Annotated in this window: 19 protein-coding genes and 1 pseudogene; 4 read left to right on the top strand and 16 right to left on the bottom strand. The window is 66.9% G+C overall.

Features of this window, described 5'->3' with window-relative positions; translation table 11 throughout:
• Positions 1-105: 105 nt before the first annotated feature.
• Positions 106-981, bottom strand: a complete 876-nt coding sequence (locus tag Rhe02_RS21810; protein WP_203910151.1) for a DUF72 domain-containing protein — start codon at positions 979-981, stop codon at positions 106-108.
• Positions 982-1010: 29 nt separating this feature from the next.
• On the opposite strand from Rhe02_RS21810, the gene polX reads away from it, so the two are divergent.
• Positions 1011-2711: a DNA polymerase/3'-5' exonuclease PolX gene (gene polX, locus Rhe02_RS21815; protein WP_203910152.1), complete on the top strand. Its 1701-nt coding sequence runs from the start codon at positions 1011-1013 to the stop codon at positions 2709-2711.
• A 33-nt stretch (positions 2712-2744) separates the two neighbouring features.
• On the opposite strand, the gene Rhe02_RS21820 is transcribed toward polX, so the two are convergent.
• From Rhe02_RS21820 to Rhe02_RS49935, 3 genes and pseudogenes are all read right to left on the bottom strand, one after another.
• Entirely contained in the window at positions 2745-3683 is a 939-nt protein-coding gene (locus Rhe02_RS21820) for an anti-sigma factor RsbA family regulatory protein (protein ID WP_239123979.1), read from the bottom strand.
• 139 nt (positions 3684-3822) lie between these two features.
• Entirely contained in the window at positions 3823-4329 is a 507-nt protein-coding gene (locus Rhe02_RS49930; protein ID WP_239123972.1) for an FAD-binding oxidoreductase, read from the bottom strand.
• A gap of 403 nt (positions 4330-4732) precedes the next feature.
• Positions 4733-5176: pseudogene (locus Rhe02_RS49935) on the bottom strand (FAD-binding oxidoreductase); the annotation flags it as partial.
• Positions 5177-5198: 22 nt separating this feature from the next.
• Here Rhe02_RS49935 and Rhe02_RS21830 point away from each other — a divergent pair.
• The gene (locus tag Rhe02_RS21830) at positions 5199-5825 is read left to right on the top strand and encodes a DUF2461 domain-containing protein (RefSeq protein WP_203910154.1); all 627 of its coding nucleotides are present in this window, start codon (positions 5199-5201) and stop codon (positions 5823-5825) included.
• Here Rhe02_RS21830 and Rhe02_RS21835 read toward each other — a convergent pair.
• The 8 genes from Rhe02_RS21835 to pgsA are packed head-to-tail and all read right to left on the bottom strand — an operon-like array spanning position 5822 to position 11724.
• Positions 5822-6289 carry a YcxB family protein gene (locus tag Rhe02_RS21835; RefSeq protein WP_203910155.1) on the bottom strand — a complete coding sequence of 156 codons (468 nt, stop codon included), beginning with the start codon at positions 6287-6289 and terminating at the stop codon, positions 5822-5824. The two genes, Rhe02_RS21830 and Rhe02_RS21835, sit on opposite strands and share 4 nt — an antisense overlap.
• Positions 6279-7028: a YebC/PmpR family DNA-binding transcriptional regulator gene (locus Rhe02_RS21840; RefSeq protein WP_203910156.1), complete on the bottom strand. Its 750-nt coding sequence runs from the start codon at positions 7026-7028 to the stop codon at positions 6279-6281. The genes Rhe02_RS21835 and Rhe02_RS21840 overlap by 11 nt, the downstream gene beginning before the upstream one ends.
• Entirely contained in the window at positions 7028-7630 is a 603-nt protein-coding gene (gene pdxT, locus Rhe02_RS21845) for a pyridoxal 5'-phosphate synthase glutaminase subunit PdxT (RefSeq protein WP_203910157.1), read from the bottom strand. The genes Rhe02_RS21840 and pdxT overlap by 1 nt, the downstream gene beginning before the upstream one ends.
• Positions 7631-8533 carry a pyridoxal 5'-phosphate synthase lyase subunit PdxS gene (gene pdxS, locus Rhe02_RS21850; RefSeq protein WP_203910158.1) on the bottom strand — a complete coding sequence of 301 codons (903 nt, stop codon included), beginning with the start codon at positions 8531-8533 and terminating at the stop codon, positions 7631-7633.
• A gap of 43 nt (positions 8534-8576) precedes the next feature.
• Positions 8577-9083: a hypothetical protein gene (locus tag Rhe02_RS21855; RefSeq protein WP_203910159.1), complete on the bottom strand. Its 507-nt coding sequence runs from the start codon at positions 9081-9083 to the stop codon at positions 8577-8579.
• Positions 9084-9092: 9 nt separating this feature from the next.
• Positions 9093-10223 carry a glycosyltransferase family 4 protein gene (locus Rhe02_RS21860; protein WP_203910160.1) on the bottom strand — a complete coding sequence of 377 codons (1131 nt, stop codon included), beginning with the start codon at positions 10221-10223 and terminating at the stop codon, positions 9093-9095.
• The gene (locus Rhe02_RS21865) at positions 10223-11113 is read right to left on the bottom strand and encodes a phosphatidylinositol mannoside acyltransferase (RefSeq protein WP_239123974.1); all 891 of its coding nucleotides are present in this window, start codon (positions 11111-11113) and stop codon (positions 10223-10225) included. Before Rhe02_RS21865 ends, Rhe02_RS21860 begins: the two co-directional genes overlap by 1 nt.
• Positions 11110-11724 (bottom strand): phosphatidylinositol phosphate synthase, encoded by a 615-nt coding sequence (pgsA, locus tag Rhe02_RS49940; RefSeq protein ID WP_239123975.1) that lies wholly within the window; start codon positions 11722-11724, stop codon positions 11110-11112. The genes Rhe02_RS21865 and pgsA overlap by 4 nt, the downstream gene beginning before the upstream one ends.
• Before the next feature lie 112 nt (positions 11725-11836).
• Between pgsA and Rhe02_RS21870 the strand changes: the two genes are divergently transcribed.
• Positions 11837-13996, top strand: a complete 2160-nt coding sequence (locus tag Rhe02_RS21870) for an elongation factor G-like protein EF-G2 (RefSeq protein ID WP_203910162.1) — start codon at positions 11837-11839, stop codon at positions 13994-13996.
• Here the strand turns inward: Rhe02_RS21870 and Rhe02_RS21875 are convergent.
• From Rhe02_RS21875 to Rhe02_RS21885, 3 genes are read right to left on the bottom strand one after another with little or no spacing between them, the layout of a single operon-like run.
• A complete protein-coding gene (locus tag Rhe02_RS21875) occupies positions 13892-14818 on the bottom strand; it encodes an HTTM domain-containing protein (protein WP_203910163.1) in 927 nt (308 codons plus the stop codon). The two genes, Rhe02_RS21870 and Rhe02_RS21875, sit on opposite strands and share 105 nt — an antisense overlap.
• On the bottom strand, positions 14815-15258 hold the full coding sequence (locus Rhe02_RS21880; protein ID WP_203910164.1) for a hypothetical protein: 444 nt from the start codon (positions 15256-15258) through the stop codon (positions 14815-14817). Before Rhe02_RS21880 ends, Rhe02_RS21875 begins: the two co-directional genes overlap by 4 nt.
• A 12-nt stretch (positions 15259-15270) precedes the next feature.
• Positions 15271-15642, bottom strand: a complete 372-nt coding sequence (locus tag Rhe02_RS21885; protein WP_203910165.1) for a thiol-disulfide oxidoreductase DCC family protein — start codon at positions 15640-15642, stop codon at positions 15271-15273.
• A gap of 68 nt (positions 15643-15710) precedes the next feature.
• Here Rhe02_RS21885 and Rhe02_RS50565 point away from each other — a divergent pair, with 68 nt between their 5' ends.
• The gene (locus Rhe02_RS50565) at positions 15711-15836 is read left to right on the top strand and encodes a hypothetical protein (RefSeq protein WP_275412631.1); all 126 of its coding nucleotides are present in this window, start codon (positions 15711-15713) and stop codon (positions 15834-15836) included.
• Positions 15837-15852: 16 nt separating this feature from the next.
• Here the strand turns inward: Rhe02_RS50565 and Rhe02_RS21890 are convergent, their stop codons facing one another.
• On the bottom strand, positions 15853-16581 hold the full coding sequence (locus Rhe02_RS21890; protein ID WP_203910166.1) for a VOC family protein: 729 nt from the start codon (positions 16579-16581) through the stop codon (positions 15853-15855).
• Between the last annotated feature and the right edge of the window lie 13 nt (positions 16582-16594).

Consider the following 16594-nt stretch of genomic DNA (forward strand, 5'->3'; position numbering starts at 1 on the left):
GGCCTGCCGGCTTTCGGGCCCCCCAGCTCGGGAAGGGTCCGTGCCGCCGCGGCAGACTCAGGGCTCAAGCCCGACACGCCATCGAGGCTACCCGGGCTTGGCGAGTCATTCGCCGCCAAGGAAATCCAGCAGCTGTTGGGCATTGCGCTGGGCGTAGTCGGTATAGCAGTTGTTCATCAGCACGTGGGTCTCCTTGGTGCCATCGGCCAGCTTGCGCAGCTTGGGCGCCCAGTTCTTCAGCTCCCGGTCGGAGTAGAGATAGCCGAACTTCTCATGGATGTTCTTGCTTGTCCATTTATCACTGTGGCCGTGGAAGCGCACGACGCTGATGTCTGCCGTCGACTCGACCACCGGCGGGATCGACGACTTGTGGCCCTGCGGCATGTCGACGCAGACGAAGGGCAGCCTGTTCTTCCTCAGGAACTCCAGCGTCTCTTCCTTGTTGGTGCCGTCGAACCAGGACGCGTGGCGGAACTCGACCGCGATCTTCAGCGGCTTGCACCGATCGCGAACCTCCACGACATAGTCTTTGTTGGCGCGCTTGATGGTGAACCACGGCGGGAACTGAAACAGCAACACCCCGAGCTTCTTCGCCTCGACCAGCGGGTCGAGCGCGGACAGGAAACGCGTCCAGATCTCCTCGTAAACCTGGGGCTCAAGATCCTTGGGATAGATGTTGGCCTTATCGGTCTCCGGGCGCAGGTCTTTGTAGATCGACGTGACCTTGGTCGGGTGCTGGGTCAGCAGGCTGTAAGCCTTGATGTTGAAGGTGAAACCCTTCGGGGTGCGCGCTGCCCACAGCGCGGCGGTCTGCTCCGCGGGCGGGCCGTAGTAGGTGGAATCGACCTCTACCAGGGGGAACTGCTTGGCGTAATATTCCAGCCGCTTTTCCGGGTCTTTGACAACCTCATCCGGGTACCAACCCGACTCCAGCAGCGTTGGATCCGTCCACGAGGCAGTCCCGATTCGGATCTTTCCCATGCGTCACATCCTCCCACTAAGCTATGACTATGGCCCGCCCAAATGACGCGGTTGGTGCGCTTTTACTGGAATACGCCGATCTGCTCGTGATGACCGGCGGCCAGGCATTCAAGGCTCGCGCCTACGAGAAGGCCGCCAAGGCGGTCAGCGGTCACCACGCAGACATATCAACTCTCGATCTCAAGCAACTAGAAGAGATACCCAATGTCGGCAAGTCCACCGCGGCGAAGATAAAGGAATTTATCCAAACCGGAGAGATCGCCGACCTGGAGAAGATGCGCAAGAAGCTGCCCTCGGGCTTGCGCACGCTGATGGCGATCCCGGGCATGGGCCCGCAGAAGGCCGTGACACTCCATCGCGAGCTGGGCATCAGCTCGATCGAGGAGCTGGTGGCGGCGATCGAGGCGGGCAAGCTGGAGGAGCTGAAAGGCTTTGGCCCCAAGACATCCGAGAAGATCCTGCACGGCATCGAGCTGTTGCGCAACGACACCGGCCGGGTGCTCATCAACGCGGCGATGGATGTCGCCGAAGAGATCATCGCCGATCTGAAGAAGGTCCCTGGCACGCTGCGCATCACCTACGCCGGGTCGCTTCGGCGCATGAAGGAGAGCATCGGCGATGTCGACATCCTCGCCGCGGCCGAGGATTCCAGCGCGCTGATGGAGAAGTTCGCCAAGACGCCGCTCAGCGAGGTCATCGTGAAGGGGCCGTCGAAGACCTCGATCCGCACCGCACGTGGGTTTCAGGTCGACCTGCGGGTGGTACCCGAAAAGTCATGGGGTGCTGCTCTTATGTATTTCACCGGATCCAAGGAGCACAGCGTCGCGTTGCGCACCAAGTGTGTCCACAAAGGACTCAAGCTTTCCGAGTACGGGCTTTACCGCGTCGAGACCGACGAGCTGCTCGCCTCCGACACCGAGGAGGCGGTCTACAAACAGCTTGGGCTGCCATGGATTCCGCCCACCCTGCGCGAAGACCGCGGCGAGCTCGACAAGCCACTGCCCAAACTGGTGGAGGAGAAAGACCTCAAGGGCGACCTGCATACCCACACCAATCTCACCGATGGGGTGGCCCCGCTGGAGAAGATGGTGGAGGCGGCCAGAAAACGCGGCTACAGCTATTACGCCGTCACCGACCACGCCAAGAACCTGCCCATGCAGCGGATGACCGACGAGAAGATGCTGGCGCAGCGCGAGCAGGTGCGCGCGCTCGACGCGGGCAAAATGACCCTGCTGCACGGCTCCGAGCTCAACATCGACCCCGACGGCGAGGTCGACTGGGATCACGACTTCCTCTCCGGCTTCGACATCACCGTCGCCTCGGTGCACTCGCACTTCACCCAGTCGTCCAAGGAAATGACCCGCCGCCTCATCACGGCCATCGAAAACCCTTACGTGAACATCATCGGCCACCTGACCACCCGGCTCATCGGCCGGCGTCAGCCGATCGACGCCGACTTCGACGCGGTCTTCGAGGCGGCCGGCGCCACCGGCACAGCCATCGAGATCAACAGCTTCCCCGACCGGCTCGACGTCAACGACGAGCTGATCCTGCGCGCCAAGCGGCACAACGTGAAGTTCTCCATCGACTCCGACGCCCACGCCACCGGCCATCTCAACGTGATGCGCTACGGCATAGGCATCGCCCAACGCGGCTGGCTCACCCCCGACGACGTCATCAACACCTGGTCACTAACCAAACTCCGCAAGTTCGTCGCCAGCAAGCGGTAATTCTGGCGCGGGCGAAGCAACGCGCGGCAGCGATTAGTGCAGGCGCAAATGTAGTCGCACTATGGTGCCGTTGTGGTGGGTGCGGATCTGCACCAGGTCACACAGCTGGTTGGCCAGCCACAGGCCGCGGCCGCCTACCTGGCCGAGGCCTGGGCGCTGCCTTCCCACCAGCGGCGCGGGGTCGAAGCGCCCGTTGTCGCGCACCTCGCACACCATCGAGCCGTCCTGCCGCCAAAGGCGCAGGAGGCCAGCGCCCGAGCCGTGGCACAGGCTGTTGGTGGCCAGCTCGTTGACGGCAAGCACGAGATTGCCCACGGCGGTGTCACCCAAGCCCGCTGCGCGGGCCTGAGCGGCGACGAAATCGCGCATCGTGGCGAGCACTCCCGGCGTGTGCTCGAAGACCAGCTCGGCGACCGCTCCGGCCGGCTCGGGCAGCGCGCGCTCAAGCTGCGCCATCGAGTGCTGAACCGGCAGGAAGGGCGGGCTGGTCTCGCGCTGGCCCGACGTGATCACCATGGGGTGGCTGCGCCGTGCCTCCTGCACCACCTCAGGCGTCAGCGCCTCGACGTCGTAGGGGCACAGCAGTTTCCACCTGCTTTCCGCGAACGCCACGTTGAGCAGGCGTTCGTGCAGCTGGCATTCGACCACTTCGCCGGCGGCCCGGCCGGGCCAGATCGGCTCCCCTACCCCGCGGACTGGCCGCTGCTCACCCGAGTGCCGCTCGAGGAAGCTCTGCCAGTGCGGGATGATCCGGGCCGGGTTACGCCCGATCTCGGCCATGTCGGCGAACTGAATCCGGTCGGCCTGTTCGCCCAGCGCCGCCCGAAGATCGGAGATCCTTTCCCGGCCGACGGCCACCAGGATCGGCTCGCCCGCCGCCAGCCCTTGCCGCAGGAAGGGCAGCACACCCTGCAGGAACCCTTCCCGGCCCGCATAGAAGAGCGCTTCGTGGCAGAACCTGTCCACCTGCATCGTGCTCACTGGGCACGCTCTCCTCAGCTCGGTTTGGCTTGAGACCGCCTGGGCCGCCTCCAAAAATACCCGCAGGGACCTACCCACTGAGGTCTACCCAGCGCTGGCCCGCCCAAACTCGCGCCGGCCAAGGATCGGCTCACGCCGCGTGGGGATCGATGTTGTGATTGTGGTGGAACAGGTTTCCTGGGTCCCAGCTGCGTTTGACCTCGACCAGCCGCCGATAGTTTTCCTCGCCGTAGCCGGCCACCACCCGGTCTGCTCCCTCGTCGCCGATGAAGTTGAGGTAGACGGCCCCGATCGACCACGGCATGACCGCCTCGCGGACGCTGTGCGCCCACGCCCTGCCGCGGGCGTCGTCGGCCGGGTCGGTCCACACCCCGAAGGGGTGTACGGCCCACGGCGCGCCGCGCCACGGCACCGGCCACCCAGTCGGTTCGCTGAGCACCCCACCCAGCGGGAAGACCGCGTGCATCGAGGGCGACGGGACGACCATGTCGGCAACGCTGTCGCAATAGCGGGCGACGGCCTCGTCGGGAAAGCCGCTGAGGTACTCGGCCGACCAGTAGTTGCGATGTCCGGGCGGGTCGTCGAGCATGCACTGGAAGTCGGCATAGGGCATCTCGGCCACCATGCCGCCCTTCATGCCCGAGCTTGAGCATCCCGTCGATGACCGGCATCGCCTCGCTCTGCGGGCCCGCGTAGGCGACCAGCGCGCCGAACAGAAGCTGGCCCTGCAGATGCTCCGGAACGAACGGCGCTTCCGGCCCGGTCAGATAGATGAGCCCGCCACCGATCTCGTTGGGTGCCCGGTCGTAGAAGTCGCGAAGATTCAGCGCGATCTCGTTTCCCTTTTCCTGCGGCCACAGCAGGAGCGCGGCCGTGATCGCCGAAAGTGGATGGAGTTTGAAGGTGAAAGACGTTGCCACACCGAAGTTTCCGCCGCCTCCGTGCAGCGCCCAGAACAGGTCGGGATTCTCCTTCTCGCTCGCGGTCACCACCTTGCCGTCGGCGGTGACCAGCTCGACCTCGAGGAGGTTGTCGCAGGCGAGGCCGTACATTCGCTCGAACCAGCCGGAGCCGCCGCCGAGGGTGAACCCGCCCACGCCGGTGGTGGAGGCACGGCCACCGGTGACGGCCAGGCCGTAGGGCTCGGTGCCGCGGTCGAGATTGCTGATGGTCGCTCCCCCGCCGACCACTGCTGTGCGCGCGTCAGCATCGACGACCACCGAATTCATCAGGCGCAGATCGATGACCAAGCCGTCCTGTGCCAGAGCGGCGCCGGTGACACCGTGCCCGCCGCCGCGCACCGAGACCTCCAGCCCGGCCTCCCGCGCGTAGCTGATGGCGCGCGCAACATCCTCCGGGGTCAGGCATTGCGCGAAAATCCGGGGACGCTTGTCGACCATTGCGTTGAACAGCACGCGGCTCTCGTCGTATTGCGGATCGCCCGGCTGGATGACGTTTCCGGTGAAGCCCTCGATTGTGGCCATCTCTTTACGGTAGGCCGGAACAATGGACCGGGTGACCGTCTTTGCCGAGGAAGTCTTCACGTTCTATGAGGGCCTGAGCGCCGACAATTCAAAAACGTTCTGGAACGCCCATAAAGATGTTTATGAGAAAGCGATTCGGGAGCCGATGCGCGAGCTTTTGGAAGGGCTCGCACCCGCCTTTGCCGCCGATGTGGTGATCTTCAGGCCATACCGTGATGTCAGGTTCAGCAAGGACAAGTCGCCATACAAGACCGCCCAGGGCGGTTTCCTGGAGCTGGCCCCCGGCGTCGGCTACTACCTGCAGATCGATGCCGAAGGAGTGCTTGTGGGGGGCGGGTTTCATGCGCATGGCCGCGAGCAGACCAACCGGTTCCGCGCCGCCGTCGACGCCGAGCCGACCGGCTCAGCGCTCGAGACGATCACCGCGAAATTGGTGAAGGCCGGTTTTGTGGTCGGCGGCGAGCAGGTCCGCACCCGGCCGCGCGGGGTTGCCCCCGACCATCCCCGCCTCGATCTGATGCGGCGCGAGTATTTGACGGTCGGCAGGCAGCTTCCGCCCGAGCAGGTCACGCCCACCACGGTCGGCAAGCATTGGCGCAGCCTCAAACCCCTTGTCATGTGGGTACTGGACAACGCCCCACCCGACTAGCGAAGCAACCCGTTCTCGCGCAGCACGGCCCGAATCTGATCGGCCTGCTCGCTGCTCACCGGCGCCTTCGGCACCGGGATGCTCACCCCGCCGTGGCGGCGCAACAGCCAGAAGTCGCGGGTCTCCCGAGCGGTGCGGAAAGCCTTCCACTCATAGGTTGCCGAGGCCCCGCTGACATCGGCGCTGAGCCCCTGGTCGGTCAGGCGCAGCCGGGTCTCCGGGTCGCCCTTGGCCTGCCGCATCGTGCCCCACATCATGATCTCGGGGATGAAGAAGGCCAGCACTCCGAACACGACCGGGATGAGGTCACCCGCGCTTAAGGACGGGAAGACCGACAGCACCACAATGAGTGGGCCGCCGAGGCGGAACATCCAGTATTTCCAGCCCAGAGTGGCCTTGACGGCCCGCGCCACGTAGGCGCGATCAATGGTTTGCCTGACGCTGACTTCCACCTCAGGCGTCAAGCTTTTCCATGATGTCATCGGAGACATCGAAGTTGGCGAAGACATTCTGCACGTCGTCACAGTCGTCAAGCGCGTCGATCAGCTTGAACACCTTGCGCGCCCCGTCCTCCTCCAGCGGCACCTGCATGCTGGGGACGAAGGTGGACTCGGCCGACTCGTAGTCGATCCCGGCGGCCTGCAACGCCTGCCGCACCGGGATCAGATCGGCCGGATCGCTGATGACCTCATAGGACTCGCCCAGGTCGTTGCACTCTTCGGCGCCCGCGTCGAGGACCGCTGTCAGCACGTCGTCTTCGGACAGACCCGCCTTGGGGACCATCACCTGACCCTTGCGGTTGAACAGGTACGCCACCGACCCGGGGTCGGCAAGGTTACCGCCGTTGCGGGTCAGGGCCGTGCGCACCTCGCTCGCCGCGCGATTGCGGTTGTCGGTGAGGCACTCGATCAGCAACGCGACACCGTTGGGGCCGTAGCCCTCGTACATGATCGTCTGCCAGTCCGCGCCGCCGGCCTCCTGGCCGGAGCCACGCTTGACCGCACGATCGATGTTGTCGTTGGGGACGGAGTTCTTCTTGGCCTTCTGAATGGCGTCAAAGAGAGTCGGGTTGCCCGCCGGATCGGCGCCGTTGCGCGCCGCGACCTCGATATTCTTGATCAGGCCGGCGAACAGCTTGCCGCGCTTGGCATCCAGCGCCGCCTTCTTGTGCTTGGTCGTCGCCCACTTTGAGTGGCCGGACATTAGCCCTCCCGCACCATATCCACGAATAGCCGGTGCACCCGAAGATCGCCCGTCAATTCAGGATGAAAGGAGGTGGCGAGCAGGTGACCTTGCCGAACCGCGACCATCCTACCTGTGGCCGGACCCGACGCTACGCGGCCTAGCACCTCGACCTGATCGGAGACCGACTCAACCCATGGCGCGCGGATGAACACCGCGTTGACCGGCCCACCTTCGACGCCATCGATGTCGACCGGCGACTCGAACGAGTCCACCTGGCGGCCGAACGCATTACGGCGCACGGTCATCCCGATGCCGCCGAAACTGCGCTGATCGGCCCGCCCGTCGAGGACCTCGTCGGCCAGCATGATCATGCCGGCGCAGGAGCCGTAGGCGGGCATGCCCTCGGCGAGGCGCTTGTGGATGGGCTCGAAGACCTCGAACGTGAGCGCCAGCTTGCTCATCGTCGTGGACTCGCCGCCGGGAATGACCAGGGCGTCGATCTCATCGATCTCGCCCGGCCGGCGGACCGGCCGGGCGATGACGTCGCATTCGGCGAGGGCAGCGAGATGTTCGCGGACGTCGCCTTGAAGCGCCAGAACCCCGATGACGAGGTCGGACATCTACCAGCCCCGCTCGGCGAGACGGTGCGGCTGCGGGATCTCTTCGACGTTGATGCCGACCATCGCCTCGCCCAGACCACGGGAGACCTTGGCGATGACATCGGGGTCGTCGTAGAAGGTGACCGCCTTGACGATGGCCTCGGCGCGCTGGGCCGGGTTGCCGCTCTTGAAGATGCCGGAACCGACGAAGACGCCCTCGGCGCCGAGCTGCATCATCATCGCCGCGTCGGCGGGGGTGGCGATGCCGCCGGCGGTGAACATGACCACCGGGAGCTTGCCGGTCTGGGCGATCTCCTTGACCAGGTCGAACGGGGCCTGCAGCTCCTTGGCCGCGACATAGAGCTCGTCCTCGGGCAGCGAGGTGAGGCGCTTGATCTCGCCGCGGATCTTGCGCATGTGGGTGGTCGCGTTGGAGACGTCGCCCGTGCCGGCCTCACCCTTCGAGCGGATCATGGCCGCGCCCTCGGTGATCCTGCGCAGGGCTTCGCCCAGGTTGGTGGCACCACAGACGAAAGGCACCGTGAAGGCCCACTTGTCGATGTGGTTGCTGTAGTCGGCGGGGGTGAGCACCTCGGACTCGTCGATGTAGTCCACGCCCAGCGCCTGGAGCACCTGCGCCTCAACGAAGTGACCTATCCGGGCCTTCGCCATCACCGGGATCGAGACGGTGTTGATGATGCCGTCGATCATGTCGGGGTCGCTCATGCGGGAGACGCCACCCTGGGCGCGGATGTCGGCAGGGACGCGCTCGAGAGCCATCACGGCGACGGCGCCGGCATCCTCGGCGATCTTGGCCTGCTCCGGCGTGACGACGTCCATGATCACGCCACCCTTGAGCATTTCGGCCATCCCGCGCTTGACCCGGGACGTGCCGGTGACTGGCGTGTTAACAGATTCGGACATGGTCCAATCGTACGGCCGGGCAGGTTGAGGGCCCGACGGCCAATCAATCCCTGGTGGCCCGGCTTGTGACCTGGGTCACAGATGGCAAGGTGGGATCGTCGATGTCGAAGTAGGCCGGCGCGCCGTGCCGCCGGGTCATCCGCAGCGCTCTGACCAGCGGTCTCGACCTTACCGCGAGCGCATCACGCACGAAGTCGGTGTGCACCTGGCGGGCCAGCGCCACCCGGCGGCTGGCTGCGATAACCGCCACATCACTAGCCTCGCTCGAGTCAAGCTCTTGCTTGCGCAGCAGCCGGGTCAGATCGTTCTCGGCCGCCTCGCGGTCCTCCACTCGGGCGTCAAGAGCGCCCCGGGCCGCCGCGTAGAGATCGGGCTCGCCGTGCTCCTCCGCGAGCACCGCCGAAGTGGCCGCCCGCCGGACCAGCTGGGCGTCCAGCGCCCGCCCCGCCGAGGCCGCCCTGGCGTGCAGGCGGTCCACGCGCTTGGCGGTAAAGGTCAGGTAGAAGCCGAGCAGCGCTACCACTGCCACGACGCCCACCAGCCAACCCATGCGGGCATCTTAGAGTTCTTCGCGAACCTTCGGATCGTCGGCATAGGCGTCAATCGCCGTGGCGTAGACCTCAAGCACCTGCTCGGCGACCACCGGCCAGTCGAACTGGGCCGCCGCCTTGCTCGCCCGCTGCCCCAGCTCGTGCCGGCGGGCGTCGTCATCGAGCAGCTCCGCGAGCACCCGGGCCAGCGCCGCGCTGTCGCCGGTGGGGAACAGGGCGCCGGCCCGGCCGGAGTCCAGTACCCGGCGAAAAGCATCCAGATCGCTTGCCACGACTGCGGACCCGGCCGCCATCGCCTCGGTGAGGATCATCCCGAAGGACTCCCCGCCGGTGTTGGGCGCGACATAGATATCGACACTTCGCAGCATTCGCGCCTTGTCCACTTCGGACACCTTGCCCAGGAAGTCGGTGCGCTTCGCGACGAGGGGCGGCAGATCGACATCGGCCAGCCCACCCGGCCCGGCCAGCAGCAGGCGCAGCCCCGGCCGCGACGGCATCAGCTCGGCGAGCGCGTCGACCAGCACCGAGAAACCCTTGCGCGACTCGGTGAAACGGCCCAGGAAACCGATCGTGCCGCCGGAACGCGGGTAGCCGGGCAGCGGCTGCGCCCCGGCGAACTTGGCCATCGCCACCCCGTTGGGGATCTCCACCGCTCCCCCGTCGAGGTGCTCCACCTGCACCCGGCGGGCCAGCGCGCTGACCGCTATCCGTGCGGTAATCCTTTCGAGGACGAGCTGGGCCACCCGCCGCCCGGCCGACATGGCGCGGGAACGGGTCATCGCGGTGTGAAAGGTCGCCACGATCGGCCCGTCGCAGGCCATCACCGCAAGCAGGGACAGGCTCGGCGCCATCGGCTCGTGCACGTGCAGGACGTCGAAGTCGCCCTCCTTGAGCCAGCGCCGCACCCGGGCCGCCGATATCGGCCCGAAGTTGAGCCGGGCCACGGAACCGTTGTAGGGCACGGCGACCGCGCGTCCGGCCGCGACCACATAGCTCGGCAGCACCTGGTCCTCGTCGGCCGGGGCCAGCACGCTGACCCGGTGACCCATCGCTATCAGCGTCTCGGCCAGGTCGCGAACGTGCAGCTGCACCCCGCCCGGCACGTCCAGGGAGTAGGGGCACACGATGCCGATGCGCATCAGGCCTCCCGCATCGGCGGCTCGGTCAGCCAGAGCTTCTGCAGCATGTGCCAGTCCACCGGGTTCGCCGCGATGCCCTTGCCGATCTCGTCGGCCACCTGCTGGGTGAGCAGCTTCACCCGCTGATCCAGCGATCCGGCTTCCGGCCCCGGCACGGGCAGCGGCCCGATCACCCGCCCGCAGGGCATGTCCGGCTCGTACCACATATTGACCACGAAAAGCGGGGCGCCTGTGCGCAGCGCGAGCATCGCCGGGCCGGCCGGCATCCGGGTGCGCCCGCCGAGGAAGCTGACCTCCACCCCGCGCGCGGAAAGATCGCGATCGGCCAGCAGCGGCACGATGTGCGCCTGTTTGATCGCCTCGATGAGCTGATCCATCGGCGGCGGGCCGCCGGTCAACGGAATGATCTTCATGCCGAGGCTCTCGCGGAAGGCACGGAATTTGCGGTAGAGCGATTCGGGTTTGAGGCGCTCGGCCACCGTGGTCACCGGAGCGCCCATCGCGGTCACCTTCGCCCCGGCCGCGTCCCAGTTGCCCGCGTGAGGCAACGCCACCACGCCGCCCGTGCCGGCCTCGTGCGCCTCGATCAGCAGCTTGACCTCATGCAGCCGGAAGCCCTCGCGCATCTGGGTCTGCGACAGTGACGGAAGCCGTAAGGCCTCCATCCAGTAGCGCGCGTAGGACCGCATCGCGGCGCGCACCATCTCCGGGGAGGCCGGCTCGCCGATCACGCAGCTCAGGTTGCGCTCCAGGCGCTGCACTCCCGGCCCTCGCTTGGCCGCGGCCCGGTCTGCCCCGGCCCGGAACAGCGCCTGCGCCATCGGCCGCGGCATCGCCCGCACCAGCCGCCACCCGGCCGTGAACCCCAGCTCTACCAACCGTTCCTTCACGACTTCTGCCGTTCTTGAGCTGCCACATGCCACATCCGCTGGCCGACCGTGAAGATGGAACCCACCGCCACGATCCACAGCGCCACGGGCAGGCCCCAGTCGGGCCCGAACGCGGTGATCAGAGCACCCACCCCCACGATGATGAGGCGTTCGGCGCGTTCGACCAGCCCCACCTGACACGACATGCCCAGGCCCTCGGCGCGCGCCTTCACGTAGGAGACCACCTGCCCGGAGACCAGGCAGATCAGCGCGGCCAGCACGGTGGGCTTGTCGCCGGAGAAAGCGAACCACCAGATGAGCGCGGAAAAGATCGCCCCGTCGGCGACGCGGTCCATTGTGGAGTCGAGCAGCGCGCCATAGCGGCTCACCGTGCCCCGGGCTCGGGCCATCGAGCCGTCCATGACATCGGTGAGACCGCATAAGGTGATCACCAGAACGGCTTCCCAGAAACGGCCACGGGCAGCGAGGAAGATCGATCCGACTACCACGCCCAGAGTTCCGACCACGGTGACCGCGTTCGGGGAAATCCCTGCGCGCAGCAGTGCCTGACCGAGAGGATCAAGCAGACGGGCTGTAGCCGCCTTCACCGTAACACCGAGGATCTTCGCCATGATGCCGGTAACGATACTGGCTTAGCGAGTCGGGGTTGTGTCCGAAGGCCTGCGGGTGTCTCATCGGGAAACAAGCGTGTAACTATCGGCGGCGCGACCCTTGGAGGCCGGGATGGCACGAGGCAGTCAGGACAAAACTTCGCTAGGGCCGGCACCCACGGCCGAGGAACCGGCCGGCATCAGAAATATCGTGCTGGTCGGCCACGCGGGCAGCGGCAAAACCACCCTGGTGGAAGCCGTTCTCGCAGCGACCGGCACGATTCCTCGTCCCGGCTCGGTGACGGAGGGCAATACGATCGGCGATCACGATCCGGCCGCTATCAAACAGCAGCGGTCGGTGGCCCTCGCCTGCGCGCCGATCGCTCACGATGGCGTAAAAGTGAACATGCTCGACACGCCCGGCTACGCCGACTTCGTCGGCGAGCTGCGCGCCGGCCTGCGCGCCGCTGACGCCGCGCTGTTCGTGGTCTGCGCTGCCGACGGGATGGACGCCACCACCGCCGCGCTGTGGCAGGAGTGCGCCGACGTCGGCATGCCCCGCGCGGTGGCGATCACCCGGCTGGATCACCCCCGCGCCAACTTCGACGAGACGCTCTCGGAGTGCAAACGCGTCTTCGGTGAAGGCGTCCAGCCGCTGTACCTGCCGATGCTCGGTGACGACGGCGAGTCGGTCACCGGCTTGATCGGCCTGATCTCGCAACGGATCTACGACTACACCAACGGGTACCCGCCCAGCAGCCGCGAGCCCGATCCCGAACATCTCCCGATCATCGAAGAGTCCCGCAATGAGCTCATTGAGGCGATCATCGCCGAAAGCGAGGATGAGACGCTGATGGAGCGTTACCTCGCCGGTGAGCAGATCGACCACGCGGTGCTCATCGAAGACCTGGAGAAGGCGGTCGCCCGCGGCCATTTCTACCCTGTCGTGCCCGTGTGCGCGCAGACCGGTGTCGGTCTGGACTCATTGCTGGAGCTGATGACCGGCGCCTTCCCCAGCCCGCTGGAGCACCCGCTGCCCCCGGTGTCCACTGTGGACTCAAAGCCGGCCGAGCCACTCTCCTGCGATCCCAACGGGCCGCTCGCAGCCGAGGTGGTCAAGACCACCATCGACCCCTACGTCGGCCGGGTCAGTCTGGTCCGGGTCTTCTCCGGCACGCTGCGCCCGGACACGCCAGTGCACATCAGCGGCCACGGCCTGGAGGAGCGCGGGCACCCCGATCACGACGCCGACGAGCGCGTCACCCACATCTACTCGCCGCTGGGCGCCAACCTGCGTGAGGTCAACGTCTGCGTGGCCGGCGACATCTGCGCCATCACCAAATCCACCGCGGCCGAGACCGGCGACACCATTTCCGGCAAGGACAAGCCGCTGCTGATGGCGCCGTGGAAGATGCCCGAGCCGCTGCTGCCGATCGCCGTGGTTCCTAAGACCCGTTCCGACGAGGATGCGCTCGCCAAGAACCTGGCCAAGCTCGTCGCGGGCGACCCCACGCTGCGCCTTGAGCGCAACCCGGAGACCCACCAGCTGGTGCTGTGGTGCATGGGCGAAGCCCACGCCGACGTGGTGCTCGACCGGCTGCGCGCCGGCGGCGTCGAGCTGAGCACCGAGCCGGCCAAAGTGGCGCTGCGTGAGGCCTTCGCCAGCGGCGGCAAGGGCCACGGGCGGCACGTCAAGCAGTCCGGCGGGCACGGCCAGTACGCCGTCTGCGACATCGAGGTCGAGCCGCTCCCCCGCGGCGCCGGCTTCGAGTTCGTGGACAAGGTGGTCGGCGGCGCGGTGCCGCACAACTACATCCCCAGCGTGGAGAAGGGCGTGCGGGCCGCCATGGAACGCGGCCTGATCTCCGGCAACCGGGTCATCGACCTGCGCGTGACGCTGGTCGACGGCAAGGCCCACAGCGTCGACTCCTCCGACGCCGCGTTCCAGACCGCGGGGCAGCTCGCGCTCAAGGACGCCGCCGAGAAGGCGCAGATCTCGTTGCTGGAACCGATCGACGAAGTCGTGATCATGGTGCCGGAGGCGGCCGTGGGCGCCGTGATGAGCGATCTTTCCGGACGTCGTGGCCGCGTTCTGGGGACAGAGACCGACCCCGACGCCGCCGACCGTGCCATCGTCCGGGCCGAGGTTCCGGCCACCGAGCTGCTGCGCTATCTGGTCGACCTCAGGTCAATGACCGCCGGCGCCGGCACCTTCAGCCGCACCTTCGCCCGCTTCGATCCGATGCCCAGCCACCTCGCCGAGCAATACCGGAAGGCCGCTGCCAGCCACTGACGGCTCTCGTGACGGAAGGCGGCGGGCCACCCAGTCCGCCGCCTTTTCCAGCGGCAGGAAGCTGAGCATCGCCACCAGATGCGGCGCGAACGAGATCGTGATCATGGAGATGGTCACCAGGTGGAACGAGTAGAAGTAGGCCACCGCCCAGCGCTGCCAGCGCCATGCGAGCACGAAAATGAGCGGGCTCAACAACTCGAAGGCCATGATCCCGATCTGTGCGGCGATCAGCAGCCCGGGGACGGGGGCGATCAGGTCGGCCAGATCGGTGCCGCGGCGCAGGATCGCCCGCGCCAGCACCGAACCGGTCATCCACTCCGGCCCGCCGAAGCGCAGCTTGGCCCACGAGGCGAGAAAGTAGGTGGCGACCACCGCCAGCTGGACGACCCGCAACGCCCACCCGGCCCGGGCGTCGAGCTCCCGGTCACGCCAGCGCGCCACCCCACAGGTCGGCAGCACAGCAAGGGCGACAAGGAAAGCGAACCGGTCGTGGTCCACCTTCCCGTAGCTCATCGCGATGATCATCCACTCGAAGTAGAGCAGGAAGACCATCCAGCCAAGAAAACGCGGCGCCTTCCCGGTCGCGGCCAGCAGCGCGAAGACGAGCAGCGCCCAGAAGATCGACGTCACCAGCAGCGAACTCGGCGCGGGCAGGTGCAGAACACGCGCCACCCACAGCGGCCGATAAAGCTCGGTGTCGACCGACCCGTGCGACCTGACCCACGGCGTGAAGATCACCAGATCGGCGGCGGCGAAAACATAGACCACGGCCCGGAAGACAGCGATGCGGCCGCGCGGCACCGGCGCGAACAACCAGCTCATCGCGGCACCTTCCAGGTTGCCAAGATCTCGTCGTGCCATTTTCCGGTGGGCCGGCTCGTCTTGATCTCATGCTCGCGCATCACATAGCGGATCTCGCTCAGCGTCGGTCCCTGCGGATTGCGCCGGTTGTAGGCATCGACAACCTCCTGCAACCGCGACGGCTCCTTGACGAACGACTCCTGCTGCCCCTCCACCTCGGCGCGGCGCAACCCGGTCTGCTTCTCGCCGAGCTGGATCACCACACCGTCCAAAGTGGTCCCCTCGATGCGGGGATCGGGCGCCGGCTCATTGGGCGGATTCACCCCGGCATACATCAGGAAAGGCCCGAACGGGAAATGGTCGTCCGAGCCCCACAGCGTCCCGGCGAGCAGCAACACCCCTGCGATCAGGGTGGCCGCCAGCCTGACCGCGCGGCCGCGCGCGGAGATCGTCGTTTCCATCAGACGTGAAGACTACTTGGATGGCGGCACGGCGCAAGCCGCTGTGCCACCGGGAAGACGGTGCCGGTTGCGCGCGACCCAGCGGTACAACGGCCACGCCGCGACCCGCACCGGCTTGAGCGCGAGCAGCCAGCCGATCGGCTTCCAGAAAACGTTGCTGGAACGCAGCAACGCCGCGATCGCCTCGGGCCCGGCGAGCACCGGCGAGGGCGGCGAAACCCATTGGACGGCATCGATAGCGGCGGACCGGCTCACCCCGAGCGCACCCAAATCGGTGAACTGCCAAGGCACCACCTTGGCCGAAGTAGGTATCCACCGCTCAACGAACCTCGCGCACATGGTGCAGAAGGCACAGTCGCCGTCGAAGACAAACGTCGGGGTCACACGCTCATCCTAAGCGCGCCACCCGCTTTGAACCGCCCCGCTGTGCCCGCCCCCACACACCCCCGCCGGTGCACCCTCGCCGCTTCCTCGCCGGGCAGTTGATCATCGCCGGCAGCGCGGGCGCGGCAGCAGGGCGGCGGGAGACGGTGGTGCGCGAAGCGCGGCGGGGGTTGCCCGCCGCGCTTCGCCCCTGAGGAGGGCGGTGAAAAGCTACTGGCCCCAGATGAGGCAGAAGGGGTGACCGGCGGGGTCGGCGAAGACGCGGTAGCCGCTGTCGGTGCCGCCGCCGCCCGGGAGCCGGGTGGCGCCGAGCGCGAGCACCCGCGCCTCCTCGGCGTCGACGTCATCGACGCGGATGTCGAGGTGGCCCTGCTGCGGATGGACCGGGTCGGGCCACTGAGGCGGGTGATAGCCGACCACGTTCTGGAACATGATCGGCAGCTGGCCGTCGGCGGTGATGAAAGCGCCTTCAGGCCCGCTGTAGGTCATCTCGTAGCCGAGCACCTCGGCGTAGAACCGGCCGAGGGCTTCGCCGTCTGGGCAGTCGATGGAAACCTCCTGCCACACCAGCCCGGTGGCGTCGGGGCTGGCGCACACGCAGAACGGATGCCCGGACGGATCGGCCAGCACCGTCCAGCTTTCGCCGCCGCCCTCCAGCCGGGTCGCGCCCAGCGTAATCGCCCGCGCGACATCGCTTTCCCGGTCAGGGGTTAGGAAGTCGAGGTGGAACTGCTGCGGATGCTCGGCCTGGTCGGGCCAGCGCGGCGGCACGTGATCGAGCGCGCGCTGAAAGGCGAGCTTGTGCCCGGCATCGCTGACCAGCGTGACCCATTCGTCGTCGGCGTAATGTTCCTTGAAACCGGTGAACTCGGCGTAAAACGCAGCCAGCCCCCGAACGTCGGCGGTGTCGTAGATGAAGCTGTGGATTTTGCCTGTCATAGCCGCCGATGCT

It is taken from the genome of Rhizocola hellebori (genome assembly GCF_016862955.1).
Lineage (GTDB): Bacteria > Actinomycetota > Actinomycetes > Mycobacteriales > Micromonosporaceae > Rhizocola > Rhizocola hellebori.